Below are 14,362 nucleotides of genomic sequence, written 5' to 3' on the forward strand. Positions count from 1 at the left end.
GCGGACAGAAGCTTGGAACTTTGGAACTCCAGAACTTGGAACTCCAGAACTTGGAACTCACGCCATGATCGAGTGCCGCGACCTGACGAAGAAGTACGGCGAGTTGTTCGCGGTGGACCGGCTTTCGCTGAAGCTGGCGCCGGGCGACGTGTACGGGTTCATCGGGCCGAACGGGTCCGGGAAGACCACCACGATGCGGATGCTCGCCACGCTGCTGAACCCCAGTTGGGGCGAGGCGACCGTGTGCGGGCACTCGATCTACACCGGATCGAAGGAGATCCGCCGCGCGATCGGGTACATGCCGGACTTCTTCGGCGTGTACGACGACATGAAGGTGACCGAGTACCTGGAGTTCTTCGCCGCCGCGTACCGCATCCAGGGCGCGGAGCGCAAGAAGAAGGTCGAACAGGTGCTCGATTACGTCGACCTCGGGTACAAGCGCGACGCTCTCGTGACGAGCCTGAGCCGCGGGATGACGCAGCGCCTCGGACTCGCGCGCGTGCTGCTCCACGACCCGCAGGTGCTCCTCCTCGACGAACCCGCGAGCGGCCTCGACCCCCGCGCCCGCATCGAAATGCGGGAACTCATCAAGCGCCTGCGCCAGGAACAGAAGACGATCATGCTGTCGTCGCACATCCTCCCGGAGCTGGCCGAGATCTGTAACACGCTCGGCATCATCGAGCGCGGGAAGCTGATCTTCAATGGCACCGTCGAAGAAGCCGAGAACGAGGTCCGCAAGCTCCGCGGCGGGCGCGCGTTCCTGGTTTCCGTCGGCGAGCGCAACGCCGAAGCCGCCAAGAAGTTAAGCGCGTTTAAAGAGGTCGCGAGCGCGGAACTCGACCCGAAGGCCGGCGCTGTTCGCGTCGCGCTCCGCGGGGACTACGACGACGGGAGTTTCATCCCCGAGCGCCTCATCGCCGACCGGTTCAAGCTCCACAGCTTCCGGGAAGAAGAGATCAACATCGAGCACATCTTCCTCACCATCACGAAGGGGATCACGAGCTAGTCCGCGCCCGGTGCCCGTCCGGAGCAGACGAAGTGTTCCCGCGTCCGCATAACGACAGTGTCAGGGGCGCCCCGCCCCTGGCTGAACACTGAACACGGACACTCCAAGAGTACCATGCGCATTCTCGTCACCGGTGGGGCCGGGTACATCGGCTCGCACACGGTCCGCCACCTGCTCGCGAACGGGCACGAAGTCACCGTATTCGACAACCTCGAGTACGGGCACCGACAAGCGGTTCCGGCCGAAGCCCTTGTAGTGGGCAACCTGCGAGACATCGATCACCTCGACCAACTGCTGGTCGTCAACCGCATCGAGGCGGTCATACACTTCGCGGCGCTCGCCTCTGTGGGCGAGTCCGTCACGAACCCCGCGAAGTATTACACGAACAACCTCATCTACTCCCTGCAACTGCTCGACCGGTGCCGGCGCAACGGCATCCAGAAGTTCGTCTTCTCCAGCTCGTGCGCGACCTACGGCGAACCGACACAGGTACCGATCCCGGAAGACGCGCCGCAAAACCCGGTGAACCCCTACGGTCACACGAAGCTCGCGTTCGAGCGCGCGCTGGCGGATTACGCGGCGGCCCACCCGTTCGGGTTCTGCACGCTGCGGTACTTCAATGCGGCCGGCGCCGCCGCGGACGGCTCCATTGGCGAGGACCACACCCCGGAAACGCACCTCGTTCCGCTCGCGTTCCGGGCGGCGCAGGGTAAGATCCCGCACGTCACGGTCTTCGGCACCGATTACCCGACCCCGGACGGCACCTGCGTTCGCGACTACGTCCACGTGGACGACCTCGCCACGGCCCACGCTCTGGCGCTGGACAAAATCGCCCCCGGCTCGAAGCTCGCGTACAACGTGGGACTCGGGCGCGGGTACAGTGTGCGCGAGGTGATCGCCGCAGTAGAAGCCGTCACGGGGCTGAAGGTACCCGTAAAAGAAGGCCCGCGGCGCGCCGGCGACCCCCCGGTACTCGTCGCGAGCGCGGACAAGATCCGGCACGAACTCGGCTGGTCCGCGAAGTACGACAGCCTCCGCGCGATCCTCGACACCGCGTGGCGCTGGCACCAGTCGCACCCGAACGGGTTCGGGGAATAAGTTCCGAACGAACGACGAATCCCAGAACCGCGCCGGTCAATGAACCGGCGCGGTTACCAATCACGGTTTGAATCAAATCGCGCCCCGAACGTTCCTCCATTTCTCGTCGCTACTTTCTGGCGCGAGCGGGGTTTAATCCCTTTGCGTCCGTTCGCCCCGTGTGATTAGATAGATCCTGACCTGCCGGCCCCTCTCCCGCCCAATCACCACCAAAACCGATCAACGAACCATGAGCGCCGACCACGCGGACACCGACGTTGCGATGATCGAGAAACTTCGGGTCGCGCACCAGAAGTTGAAAAAAGAGATCGGCAAGGTCATCGTCGGCCAGGAGAAGGTGGTCGACGAACTGCTGATGGCGATCTTCTGCCGCAGCCACGCGCTGCTCATGGGCGTACCGGGGTTGGCGAAGACACTCATGGTTTCGACGCTGGCCCAGGCGCTCGACCTCGGGTTCAAGCGCATCCAGTTCACCCCCGACCTGATGCCGTCGGACATCACCGGCTCCGAGGTGATCCAGGACGACCCGGTGACGCGCGAGCGCATGTTCAAGTTCATGGCCGGGCCGATCTTCTCGAACATCGTGCTGGCGGACGAAATCAACCGGACCCCGCCCAAAACCCAGGCCGCGCTCCTCGAAGCGATGCAGGAGCGCAAGGTGTCCATCGGCGGCACCGACCACCCGATGCGCAGCCCGTTCTTCGTGCTCGCGACGCAGAACCCAATCGAGCAAGAAGGGACGTACCCGCTCCCCGAAGCGCAACTCGACCGGTTCCTGTTCCTCATCAAGGTCGATTACCCGACCGACGAGGAAGAGGAACAGATCATGCGCATGGGCACCTCGGACACCAAGGTGAGCGTCAGCCCGGTGCTCAACGGCGAGGACATCCTCGGGCTGCAGCAGATCGTGCGCCGCGTGCCGGTGTCCGACAAGGTGTTCCACTTCGCGAAGCGGATCACCCGGCTGTCGCGCCCGGGCACCCCAGAGGCCGCGGAGTTCGTGCAGAAGTGGCTCACGTGGGGCGCTGGGCCGCGCGCCAGCATGAACCTGATCCTCGCGGCGAAAGCCCACGCGCTCCTGCGCGGCTCGAACCACGTGGCCGGCGACGACGTGGTCGCGGTGGCGACGCCGATCCTGCGCCACCGGCTCATTCTCAACTTCGCCGCGCAGAGCGAGGGCGTTACAATCGACGAGGTGATTCGCCAGCTCGTGAAGAGCGCGGCGAAGGCGGTAGCTGCGTAACAAAGAGTTCCAAGTTTCAAAGTTCCATGTTCCAAGTTGAACAACAAGAAGTAGCTACCCACTCGGGCGCTGCACTGAACTCTGAAACGTGGAACGTGGAACACTGAGTGATGCCGTCCTATCTCGATCCCCAAATCCTGGCCCGCGCCGAAGCCCTGGGCATGAAAGCCCGGCAGGTGGTCGAGGGGCTGCGCGTCGGGGACCACAAGAGCCCCTTCAAGGGCTTCTCCGTCGAGTTCGTCCAGCACCGCGAGTACGTCCCGGGCGACGACATCCGGCACATCGACTGGAAGAGCTACGGCCGGTCCGAGCGCTACACCATTAAGCAGTACGAGCAGGAAACCAACTTCCTGTGCCACCTGCTGCTCGACGGCAGCAACTCGATGCGGTACGGGCGCGGCGACACGAACAAACTCGAGTTCGCGAAGCTCCTGGCCGCGTCCATCGCGTACATGACGATCCGCCAGCGCGACACCGTGAGCCTGCGAATCTTCAACACCGGGTGGGTCGCGGAACTGCCGGCGAGCAGCTCCCTGGCCCACATCAACGCGATCACCCACACGCTCGAAGACACGCAGCCCCGCGACCGCACGAACATCGGCCCGCTGCTCGACGAGGTGGCCGATCGCATCAGCCGGCGCGGGATCGTGTGCCTGATCTCCGATTGCCTCGAAGACCTCGACCCGATCCTCGCCGCGCTCCGGCACCTGCGGTTCCGCGGGCACGAGGTGATCCTGTTCCACGTCCTCCACCCGGACGAGGTCAAGTTCCCGCTCGACGGCAACATCCGCTTCATCGGGCTGGAGGGGTTCGAGGAGCGGATGACGCGCCCGCACTTGCTACGCCCGGCGTACCTGCGGATCGTAAACAAGTACCTGGCGGACATCCAAAAGGGCTGCGACGGCAGCGGCGTGGACTACGTGCAGATGATGACCGACCGGCCGCTCGAGGTGGCCCTGTCCGAGTACCTCGTGCGCCGGCTCCAGATGGGACGACGATGACCGTGGAACCTCCCCCCCCGTCCCCCCTCCCTGAAGGGAAGGGGGAGCAGGCGCGCGATTCCTCTGCAACGGGCAGCGCTCTCATTGAGCGCGAAGCTTCTGTCCCCCCCTTCCCTTCAGGGAGGGGGGACGGGGGGGGAGGTTCGGCCCCCAGCCCCTCTCCACCCCCTCCCCCAAAGGGAGAGGGGCAAAGAACAGGTCGCCGGATCGTAGTTGCCGCAGCCGGGGTCGCCGCCGTCGCGTTCGCCGTGTGGTACTTCGCGTTCCGCACACCCGAGCCGCGCGACGACTTCAGCCGGTTCCAGGGTGAGTGGAAGTTGACCGTGGCCGACCGCGAGAAGCAGATGCCGATCACGGTCCGCGTGTCCGGTGACAAGTGGACCTGGTTGGTCGGAGGTACGGACCAGAAGCGCTACGCAATGACGCTCCGCCCCGACACGAACCCGAAGGAAATCGACCTCACGCAACTCACCGCAGACGACTCCCCGCTCCAGGAGCGGCGCGGCGGAAGCAGCGTGCCGGTAGTCCTCCGGGGGATTTACACGATCGAGGGCGACAAAGCGAAACTCGTGACCGCCCCCAACCCGCTCCCGCGCCCGACCACGTTCGACGCGGACGACGGTCCCCCGGTTTGGGTACTGGAACTGCAAGGGAGGTAACGCCGTGCGTTGCGCTGTACTGGTGCTGCTCGTCGTACTGGTCGGCCCCACACCCGCGGCGCCGGTGCCCAAACACCTCATGAAAGAGGGTGAGCACCCGGACCTCGCCGCGCTGCAGGGAAAATGGTCGCTCACCGACATCGGGCTCAACGGCACCTCGCTCGGGCCGGTTATTCTGGATCAACTGGAAGTGACCACCGAGGTGCGTGACAACACGGTCGCGATCACGCTCTCCAAACTGAACGCGCGGTTGTCCGGTACGTTCAAGCTCGACACGAACGCGAGTCCGCGGCGCCTGACCTCGACCGACATGAAGGAGACCGACCTCAACGGTAAACCGTCGGCGACCTTGGCCCCCGAAGCGTTCGTGATGATTTACAAGATCGAGGGCGATACACTCGTTCTGGCCATCAACACCGGCGACCAAAAGGAAGCCCCCAAGGGGTTCAGCGGCAAGGACGGGGAGACCGTCGCGTCGCTGACCTTTACCCGCGCCAAAAAGTGAGGGACCGTCATGCCCAAGTTCATCGCGCTCACGCTGCTCGTGTCCTGCGCCGCACTCGGCGGCGGGTGCGGCCGGTTGACCGAACCAAACGCGCGCTCTACGGACGTCAGCGCCGACCACAAGAAACTCCAGGGCTTGTGGCGCATCGACACGTTCGATAACGGTCGGCCGAACCGCACGGACGCCGAGAAAGCCCGCGACAACGAAGACCTGAAGTACGTCCGGTTCCGGTTCGACGGGGACCGGATGACGATCCTCGACAACGGGCGCGCAGAGTTCGCTACACGGTTCGCGCTCAACGAAAAACTGAACCCGAAGCTCATGACACACATCCGCGCCGGCGCGGACGAGGTGACGCCAGGCACCGCACGGGGTACGCAACGCGCCACGACCCGCGGAACGGTCCGCAGCACCGCGCGATCGGGCGATGCCCCCGCGACCCCGCAGGAGGCGAACGGGTGGAGGTGGATCTACAAGTTCGACGGGGACGCGCTCATCGTCGCGTTCACCCGGGACGAGAAAAAGGCCCCTCCGACGGAGTTCAAGTCCCGCCCGGACGTGTCCGAACCGGGGAAGCCCGATGTGCCCGGCGTCGTTCTCATGGTTCTGAAAAAGGCGAACGAGGAGTCGTCGGGATCGTTCAGCGGCACCTCCCGCTCCGGCACATCGCGAAGCACCTTCCGCGGTACGTCCCGTGCCACCGCCAAGTAAAGGAGTTGAATTGATGCGCACGTTCGCTGTGTTCGCACTGTTCGCGGTCCTCATCGCGCTCGGCGCGGGTTGCAAGAAAACCGAACCATCTTCGTCCGCTACCGGGGGCGGAGCTTCCGAAACCAACTCAAACGGACCATCCCCGGATAACGCATTGTCGGACAAGGAACGCTTCCAGGGGGTGTGGAAAGCGGCGTCCGCCGATAACGGTAAGGGACCGAAGGAGCTTAGTGGGGATCGCGTCCCTCGCCTCCAAGTCGAGGGCGACCGGTTAAGCCTCCGTGAATCCGCAACGGACCCCGGCGAACCTCACGTGGCAACATGGGATTCGACCAAGAATCCCAAAACGCTGACCCTGAACACAATCGAGCCTGGCGGTAAGCCCTCTGCTCGTGCGGCGCAGGTGTGGATCTACAAGTTCGAGGGCGACGCGATAGTCGTCGCATTCAGCGACGGAACAACACCGACAGAATTTAAAGCACAGGTTCCCTCACAAAAGCCTCCGGCCCCAATGGTTACGGTCTTACGGTTCACGAAGACAACAGAGAAACCTGTCGCTCAACCCGTGAAACCGCCCCAGCCGACCGGTTCAAAGTAGCACTCCGACCGCCTCCCAGGTTCTCACGCGATGCAGCTCCTGGCCCCCATGATGTTGCTCGGCGCGACCGCGGTGACCGTGCCGATTGCGCTGCACTTCTTCTACCGCGCGCGGTACAAGCCGCTGCCGTGGGCGCCGATGAAGTTCATCAAGGAGGCCGTCGAGCAGACCAGTCGGCGCCTCAAGTTCCAAGAGTGGGTGCTGCTCGCGCTGCGGTGCCTGGCGCTGATCCTGCTCGCCGTCGCCATCGCCCGCCCGGGGCGCGAGTCCACCGCGTCGACCGGGGCCGAAACTATCGACGCGGTGTTCGTGTTTGATACGTCGTACAGCATGGCCGCGCGCGACGGCGAGCGAACGCGCCTCGAGCGCGCGAAGGAGGCCGCACTCGCCGTTCTCGAAACGCTGCCCAACAAGTCGTCGGTCCAGATTTACGCCTGCGCCGACCGCGCCAGTCTCCTCGGCCCGGTCTCGCGCTACAACCGCGACCAGGCGCGGCAGGTCATCCAGTCCGTCGAGGTCACGAGCCTCTCGACGGACGTCCTGCCGGGGCTGACCGACGCCCTGACCGCGGCCGAGAGCGGCACCGCCCCCGCGAAAGAGATCTACGTCTTCTCCGACATGCAAAAGAGCGGGTTCGAGCGCCAGCAAGGGGCCGTGCGCGCCAAGTGCGAGGAGATCAAAGCGCGGGCGAACCTCGTCTTCATCCGGTGCGGGAACCCGGAGCGCAAGGTGTCGAACGTCTCCATCACCGACGTAAAACTGCTCGCCGCGATTCCGCACACCCGGACCCGCGTGCCGTTCGTGGTCACGGTCCGCAACACGGGCCGCGAACCGGTCCGCGGGGTGAAGGTGGCGCTCGAACTCGACGGCAAGGCGGTCGAGCGCGACGTGGTGCAGATCGAGCACATCGACCCGGGCACGAACGCGGAAGTGACCCTGACGGGCAGCCTCGACGAGGCCGGCGCGCGGCTCCTCGCGGTGTTCGTGGACGGCGACGGGGTCGAGGGGGACAACGTGCTGTACAAGATCGTCGGCGTGCGCGACAAGGTGCGCGTGTTGCTGGTCGCGTACCCGTTCGCGGGCCAACCCGCCACCGACGCGGGCGACTGGTTCGTGCGGAAGGCACTCGTCCCGTTCGACCCGGACCGCGACAAGGACAAGATCGAGCGGTACTTCATCGAAACGGAATCCGCGCTCCCCCAAGAGGTCAGCCCCGAGAAGCTCGCGGGGAAGGACATCGTTTACCTCCTCAACGCCGCGGCCCGGACCGACGACCCGCTCTCGGGCCTGTCGCCCGCGTTCGTGACGAAGCTCACCGAGTTCGTGCGGGCCGGGGGCGGGCTGGTGATCGGGTGCGGCGACCTGGTTCAGGCGGGCGCGTACAACCGCGTGCTCGGGAGCGCCGGGGCCGGGCTGCTCCCGTTCCCGCTGCGCGACGCGCGCGACACCCCGGACGCGACCCCGTTCGTCCCGGCCGCGGAGAGCATCGACGCCGCGTCCGTGTTCGGACAGGTGAAGCCCTACACCGACTGGCTGCGCCGCGCGACGGCCACGCGCATGTTCGACCTCGACGAATCGGCCCCGAACGGCGGGCGCGTTCTGATGCGCACCACGCAGGGCGCGCCGCTGGTCGCATCCCGGGTCGTGGGCGAGGGCGAGGTGATCTTCTTCGCCACGTCGCTCGACGAAACCTGGGGGCGCGTGATGTCCGACGGGCAGCTCGCGGTCCCGATGACGACGTACATCGTCTCGCACCTCACGGGCCGCAAGGTTCCGGGCGGCACCCGCACCGCCGGGGACACGCTGAGCTGGACGCCCCCCATGATCGCGCCGGGGTTCGAGTTGGTGAAACCGCGCCCGCGCGGCGCCAAGGCGAGCGACAAGGTGCGCCCGCGCGTGAAGCTCGCCGAACCGCGGTCCGAAGTCGGGCAGAAGCTCACTGTGAGCACCGCCGATGCGCTCGTGGCCGGTGAGTACGCGATCGTACCCGTCGGCGCGCCGGAAACGGACGGCGTCACGTTCGCCGTGAACCCCGACCTGCGCGAAACGGAGAACCTCGACGCGATTTCCGACGGCGAGTTGGAAAAATTGCTCGGGTTCCGCCCCGCGATCATCACGGCAGGGGCCGGGACCGAAACGGCCGTGCGCGAGCGCCGCACCCGCGGCGAGTGGACCCACTGGTTCCTGTTGGGTCTGCTGGTCCTGCTGGTCGGCGAGGCGACCTGGGCGTGGTTCTGTGGGAAAACGTGGTGAGGGTTTTCGGAGTGGGGTTCGCAACGGTGGCCGGTCACGACGAGTGTAACGACTTATGAACACACTGTTCGCACCCACCTCGTTGTTCGCCGACGCGCCCCTCGTGGGGCTGTTCTGGGGCTTATTCATTGGCGAACCGCAAGTTCGGGGCGGGATCGTCCCCTGGGCGGCGATCCCACTGGGGCTGATCGCGGTCGCCGCGGTCGTCGTGCTCTACGCGAAGGAAGCCGGGCGCCTGACGACCGGCCAGCGGTTGCTCCTTACCGGCGTGCGCGCGGCGACTTTGGTCGTGGTCGCGTTCCTCTTGATGCGCCCGGTGTGGGTCAGTGACAAAACCGGCGAGCGCCCCCGGACCGTCGCCGTGCTCATCGACGTGTCGCAGAGCATGGACCAAAAAGACCCGCGCCCGAACGCCGACGATCAGTGGCGCGCGGCCCTCGCGTTCAACCTCCTCGAACCCGGCAAGCCCTTCCCCGCGGAGTCGCCCCCGGACCGGGGACCGGGGTCCGAGCGCCCCTCGCGCCTGGAGGTCGCACGCGCCGCACTCACGAATCCGCGACTCGACCTCCTCAACAAGCTCAAAAAGGTCGGCCCGCTCGAAATCTCCACGTTCGGCACCAGCCGCGCCGGGCGCGATTCCGGCGACACCGCGTGGATCAAGACCGTCACCGCGGACCAACCGCGCACCGCACTAGTGAGCGCCGCCCTTGAGCTACTCAACCGCGACGAGAACGAGCAACCCGCGGCCGTGGTCCTTGTCACTGACGGGCGCGAGAACGCCAGCGACAAGAGCCTCGCCGAACTCGCGGAACGGTACCGCGTGCGCCGAATTCCGCTCCACATCTACGGCGTCGGCAGCTCCTCGTTCGGCCAGCTCCGGTTGCGCGATGCGAGCGTGCCGGAGTCGGTGTTCATCGACGACACCGTAGCCATCCCGGTCCGCTACGCGGTTCGGGGCGTCCGCGAGGGGACGGTCGACATTGTGGCGAAGTTCGGCGACCGCGAAGTCGTAGCCAAGCGCGGCATCCCGGTCCGCGCGGGCGACGACCTGCGCGAGGTGCTCACCTTCGTGCCGACCAAAGAGGACTCGGAGTCCAAGAAGCAAGAAATTACCGTCACGATAACAGTAACCCCCGGTGGAGCAGCCGGTGTCGCCACGGACACACTCACCGACTCGACCACCAAGCCCACACAGGTCACCACCAAGAAACTGAAGGTGCTGGTAGTCGAAGGGCTGCCCCGCAAGGACTTCCAGTTCCTCCAGCGGGCGCTCCTGCGCGACCGCCGCGTGGACGCGCGGTTCTTCCTCACCGAGGGCGACCGCGAAGCGATGAAGTCCGGCTACCCGTGGTTGCTCGAATTCACGCGCCAACTCAACGGCACGCTCAGTCTGGAGCGCGAGGAGTTCCGCAAGCTCATCAACGAGTACGATCTGCTCATCCTCGGCGACGTACCGGGCAAGTTCTTCTCGCGCGAGCAGCAGCAGGTCATCAAGGAGTTCGTGGCCGAGGGCGGCGGGATGGTTCACGTCGCCGGGAAGTGGAACGGGCCGACCGGGTGGCTCAACGAAGAGAGCGGGCAGGCGACCATCGCCGACGTTCTGCCGGTCGAGTTGAAGCCGGTCAAGTTCGCGATCCAGCCGCCCCAGGGCCGGTACTACCAGCCGTTCGTCCCGGCGCTCGCGCCGACCGCGACGCGAAACCCGCTCGTGACCCTCGAAGACGACCCGCTCGACAACGGGGATTTGTGGGGGCGCGTCACACCGGTCGGGATGATCGACACCCCTCCGGCCCCCGATTCGAGCCGCACCGCAAAGAAACAGCTCCAGCCGATCGAGTGGTACTACCCCGTTATGCGCCTCAAGCCGGGCGCGGAAGCGTTCCTCGTTCACCCGACCGCTCGCACTCCCGAACCGGACAATCGGGCGATGCCGCTGCTCGCGGGGCACTACTACGGCAAGGGCTACGTCCTGTTCTGTGCGTTCGACGACACCTGGCGGTGGCGGTTCAACGAGGCCGACCGGTACTTCGGCCGGTTCTGGAGCCAGTGCGTGTACCTGGCCGGCGTGCCCCGCGCGCTCGGGACCAAGTTAACGCAGGCGTCACTCGACACGCTCGAACCGATACAGGGCAAGAGCGGCCAGATTTACGCCCGCGTGCTCGACGAGAACTTCAAACCGTACACCGCCGAGGAGATCGACGCGACCTTGGAGAAACTCGACGCGGACCCGAACGACCAGAACCGCACCTCGGCGATCAAGCTGCGGAAACTCCACGGGCAGGACGGTGAGTTCGTGGCCCCGTTGCCGTTCAACCAGTTCGGGCGCTTCAAACTCACGGTGACGCCGAACAACAAATCTCCCGCGAACCTGGAATACCGCGTCAACTTGCCGCCCGACCACGAGCAAGCGCCCGGCGGATTGGCGGAACTCGAAATGATGAAACTCGCGGCCGATAGCGGCGCGGTCGAGCAGCCCGGCAAGTTCTACCACGAGGAAGACTTGTTCAAACTGCCAAACGAAGTGAAGCCGCAGTACACGAAATTCACCCGGCGCGACGAAATCGTCCTGTGGAACAAGTGGTGGATGGGGCTCCTGATCTGCTTGCTGTCGCTCGAATGGTTCTTGCGTAAATTCTGCGGACTGAGTTGAGGGCGATTCTCGGTACTCAGCCCCGGAGGGGCGTGGGCGTGTAGCCGGGGGTGAAACCCCTGGCGGGCTACCCGAGCCGACCGGAGCCGTATTCGTGTTGGAGACCGCGGGCGCGTAGATCTGACGCGCCGGCACAACGTAAATGGGCGCGTGCCCCGACCGGTATTGCCCCGCCAGGGGTTTCACCCCTGGCTACGCGCCTACGCCCTCCGGGGCTAAATCTAAAACCCCTGCTTCGCGCCGTTGCACATGACTCACATACTCGGACAACTCCAGCACTGGCGGTTCACGGAGCGACTGGTCCGGCTCGCGTGGGGCGGCGCGCGGTGGGGGCCGCCGTCGGCGCCGTGCTCGCGGTCGCGTGCCTCATCGACTGGACCGCCGACCGTTACCTCGGTTCCGAGTCGTGGCGCCAGTTTCTCAAAGACACCTGGGTCTTCGCCCCCGCCTCGGCGCCCACGGCCGAAGAGCGCTGGCTCACCGAACACCTCCGGCTCCACCACGGGTTCCGGCCCCCGGCCGCGGCCGTTATCGACGACTCCCCCCAATGGCTCCGGGTCTGTATGACCTGCGGGCAAGTACTCTTCGCGCTCGTACTCGCGTACTACTTGCTCGTCCGCCCGTGGCGCAGAACGCCCTCGGTGGACGAACTCGCGGGCCGGGCCGAAGAAGCGATCCCCGAGTTCGGGCACCGGCTCGTAACCGCGCTCCAACTGAACCGCCCGACGGCCCGCACACAGGGCATGTCCCCGTCACTGATCGCGGACGTCACGCGCGAAGCGGGCGAGATCGCGGCGCGCCACAATCTCCTCAAGCTGATCGACTACCGGCGCCTCGCGTTCGCGGCACTGGTCGCGGGTCCGATACTGTGCGGGTGGGCGGCTTACGCGGTCGCGAAGCCCGCGCTGGCCAGCGTACTGGTGAAGCGCCAGTTGCTCCAGAGCGTGGAAATCCCTCGCACAATTCACCTGCAAAACGTTTCGCAAGAAGTGTGGCCGACCGGCGCGGAAGTCGAAGTGCGGTACAAGGTTACCGGTGATTACCCGCGCCCGTGGTTCACCGAGTGGCTCCGTGCGGAGCACGGGTTCACGCTCCCCCCATCCACGGGCGGGTTCTCCGGGCGACTGCGAGTCGAACCGGACGGGCAACCGGAAGAGAGCTACGACCTCGTCTACGAGAAGGCCATTGAGGGCGAGGACGGGGCCGCGTACTTCGTGGCGAAGCTCCCCGCGTCGTCGCTCGATTTCAGTTTCACCGCGCGCCTGGACAACGGGCGGACGCGCGAATCGGGGCGCATCCGGTTCGAGCCGCCGCCACAACTGAGCAGCGACAGCGACGCGATCACCGCCGAGCAGTGGCTCCCGAAGTACCTGGGCACTCAACCCACCGGCGCGCCTTACGTCCGCAAGAGCGACGGCGGAGTGCGCGGAGAGGTGACGGACGCCCTGCCACTGTCCCAGATCCTCGTCGAAGCGAAGTTCAACAAGCCCGTGCAGAAAGCGCGGTTGATCCCCATCGTGCGCGACGGCGTGCGCGAAAAGGACTACCCGGACGGCCCCGCCGACTTCCACGCCCCGCGCGACGTTGGCGCGGATCGCAAGTCCGCCGTGTGGCTGTTCCCCACCACCGGCAAAACCATCGGGTACCGGATCGAGCTGACCGACGACCGCGGGTTCGTGAACTCGGTCCCGATCCGGCGCAACGTGCGCATGCTGGAAGATCGGCCCCCAACCGTCGCGTTCATGCCCGAATCGATGCGCCACCCGGACCCGACGGACTACGACGGCAGCCCGGACGCGAAGATCGCGCACGAGTGGGGCGACAAGTTCCCGCTGGCCGAGGGCGGTCGGATCATGGTGATTTACCACGCCCGGTCCGAACAGGGGATCAGCCGGGCGAACATCGCGTACCGGGTGATTCCCAAGGGCGTCGCGCCGGACGCCTACCCGAAGGAGCTTCAGGACATCCAGCACCCGCGGCAAGATCCCGAGAACAAGGTGTTCACGCGACTGACGCTGAAGCCGGTCACGGCGGACCTCAAAACGGTCGGCAAGTACGTCCCGGACCTAGGTCTGTTCGAGAAGTCCTGGCAGGGGTTGAGCAAACTGGACCGGTTCCGCGTGAACGTCGAATTTTACTCGTTCCCCTCACCCGATCCGAGCACCGAACCGGGCGGACTGGAAGCGGGCGGGCGGTACATGTTCGAGATCGACGGACTCATTAAAAAGGTGCCCGACAGCGGCGGGGGATTCACCACCGCGAAACTCGAACTGGGCGACACGGTTGAATTGTTCATGGAGGTGTTCGATAAGAACCCCACGCCCGGGCGCGCGCCCGGGTACACGAAAGAGGCGCGTCGAAAAACGCTCGTGAGTGCCGAGGACGCGATGCTGGCCCTGAAGATGCGGGACGAACAGAACCGCCGGCTCCAGGACAAGTTGCGCGATCTCGCCGCGGACCAAGCGAACGTCTTCCGCGAAACCGTGACTCCGCCGAAAGAGCCGAAAAAGTAACCCCGGTGTCTGACCCGCGCCGGGAACGGGTATTAGTTACTGGGGATTTTCGGGCGCCCGGCGAGTCATTTGCATGCCTTGCCGCCGGGGCGCGTTTTCTGAAACGTTCGCGTAACAGAGCGAAT

General features: G+C 65.7%; 11 protein-coding genes. All 11 read left to right on the forward strand.

The genetic code is table 11. The features are described from left to right. Positions 1-64: 64 nt before the first annotated feature. The 11 genes from VT84_RS30640 (at position 65) to VT84_RS30690 (ending at position 14,237) form a co-directional block, all read left to right on the forward strand. A complete protein-coding gene (locus VT84_RS30640; protein WP_082842189.1) occupies positions 65-1,006 on the forward strand; it encodes an ABC transporter ATP-binding protein in 942 nt (313 codons plus the stop codon). 114 nt (positions 1,007-1,120) lie between these two features. After that, positions 1,121-2,104: a UDP-glucose 4-epimerase GalE gene (gene galE, locus VT84_RS30645; RefSeq protein WP_052556894.1), complete on the forward strand. Its 984-nt coding sequence runs from the start codon at positions 1,121-1,123 to the stop codon at positions 2,102-2,104. Positions 2,105-2,333: 229 nt separating this feature from the next. After that, entirely contained in the window at positions 2,334-3,347 is a 1,014-nt protein-coding gene (locus VT84_RS30650) for an AAA family ATPase (protein WP_052556897.1), read from the forward strand. Positions 3,348-3,457: 110 nt separating this feature from the next. Continuing rightward, positions 3,458-4,348: a DUF58 domain-containing protein gene (locus VT84_RS30655; protein WP_052556900.1), complete on the forward strand. Its 891-nt coding sequence runs from the start codon at positions 3,458-3,460 to the stop codon at positions 4,346-4,348. Between the two features lie 248 nt (positions 4,349-4,596). Further along, positions 4,597-5,007, forward strand: a complete 411-nt coding sequence (locus VT84_RS39770; RefSeq protein WP_162271894.1) for a TIGR03067 domain-containing protein — start codon at positions 4,597-4,599, stop codon at positions 5,005-5,007. A 4-nt stretch (positions 5,008-5,011) separates the two neighbouring features. Continuing rightward, entirely contained in the window at positions 5,012-5,512 is a 501-nt protein-coding gene (locus tag VT84_RS30665; RefSeq protein WP_082842191.1) for a TIGR03067 domain-containing protein, read from the forward strand. A 9-nt stretch (positions 5,513-5,521) separates the two neighbouring features. After that, on the forward strand, positions 5,522-6,223 hold the full coding sequence (locus VT84_RS30670; RefSeq protein WP_082842192.1) for a TIGR03067 domain-containing protein: 702 nt from the start codon (positions 5,522-5,524) through the stop codon (positions 6,221-6,223). 13 nt (positions 6,224-6,236) lie between these two features. Next, positions 6,237-6,821 (forward strand): TIGR03067 domain-containing protein, encoded by a 585-nt coding sequence (locus VT84_RS30675; protein WP_082842193.1) that lies wholly within the window; start codon positions 6,237-6,239, stop codon positions 6,819-6,821. 30 nt (positions 6,822-6,851) lie between these two features. Continuing rightward, positions 6,852-9,074, forward strand: a complete 2,223-nt coding sequence (locus VT84_RS30680) for a BatA domain-containing protein (RefSeq protein WP_082842194.1) — start codon at positions 6,852-6,854, stop codon at positions 9,072-9,074. Positions 9,075-9,129: 55 nt separating this feature from the next. Beyond that, on the forward strand, positions 9,130-11,724 hold the full coding sequence (locus VT84_RS30685; protein ID WP_082842195.1) for a hypothetical protein: 2,595 nt from the start codon (positions 9,130-9,132) through the stop codon (positions 11,722-11,724). 326 nt (positions 11,725-12,050) lie between these two features. Further along, complete coding sequence (locus VT84_RS30690; RefSeq protein ID WP_157470014.1) at positions 12,051-14,237, forward strand: hypothetical protein; 2,187 nt, start codon at positions 12,051-12,053, stop codon at positions 14,235-14,237. The last annotated feature ends 125 nt before the right edge of the window (positions 14,238-14,362 follow it).

It is taken from the genome of Gemmata sp. SH-PL17, assembly GCF_001610855.1.
Classification (GTDB): Bacteria; Planctomycetota; Planctomycetia; order Gemmatales; family Gemmataceae; genus Gemmata; species Gemmata massiliana.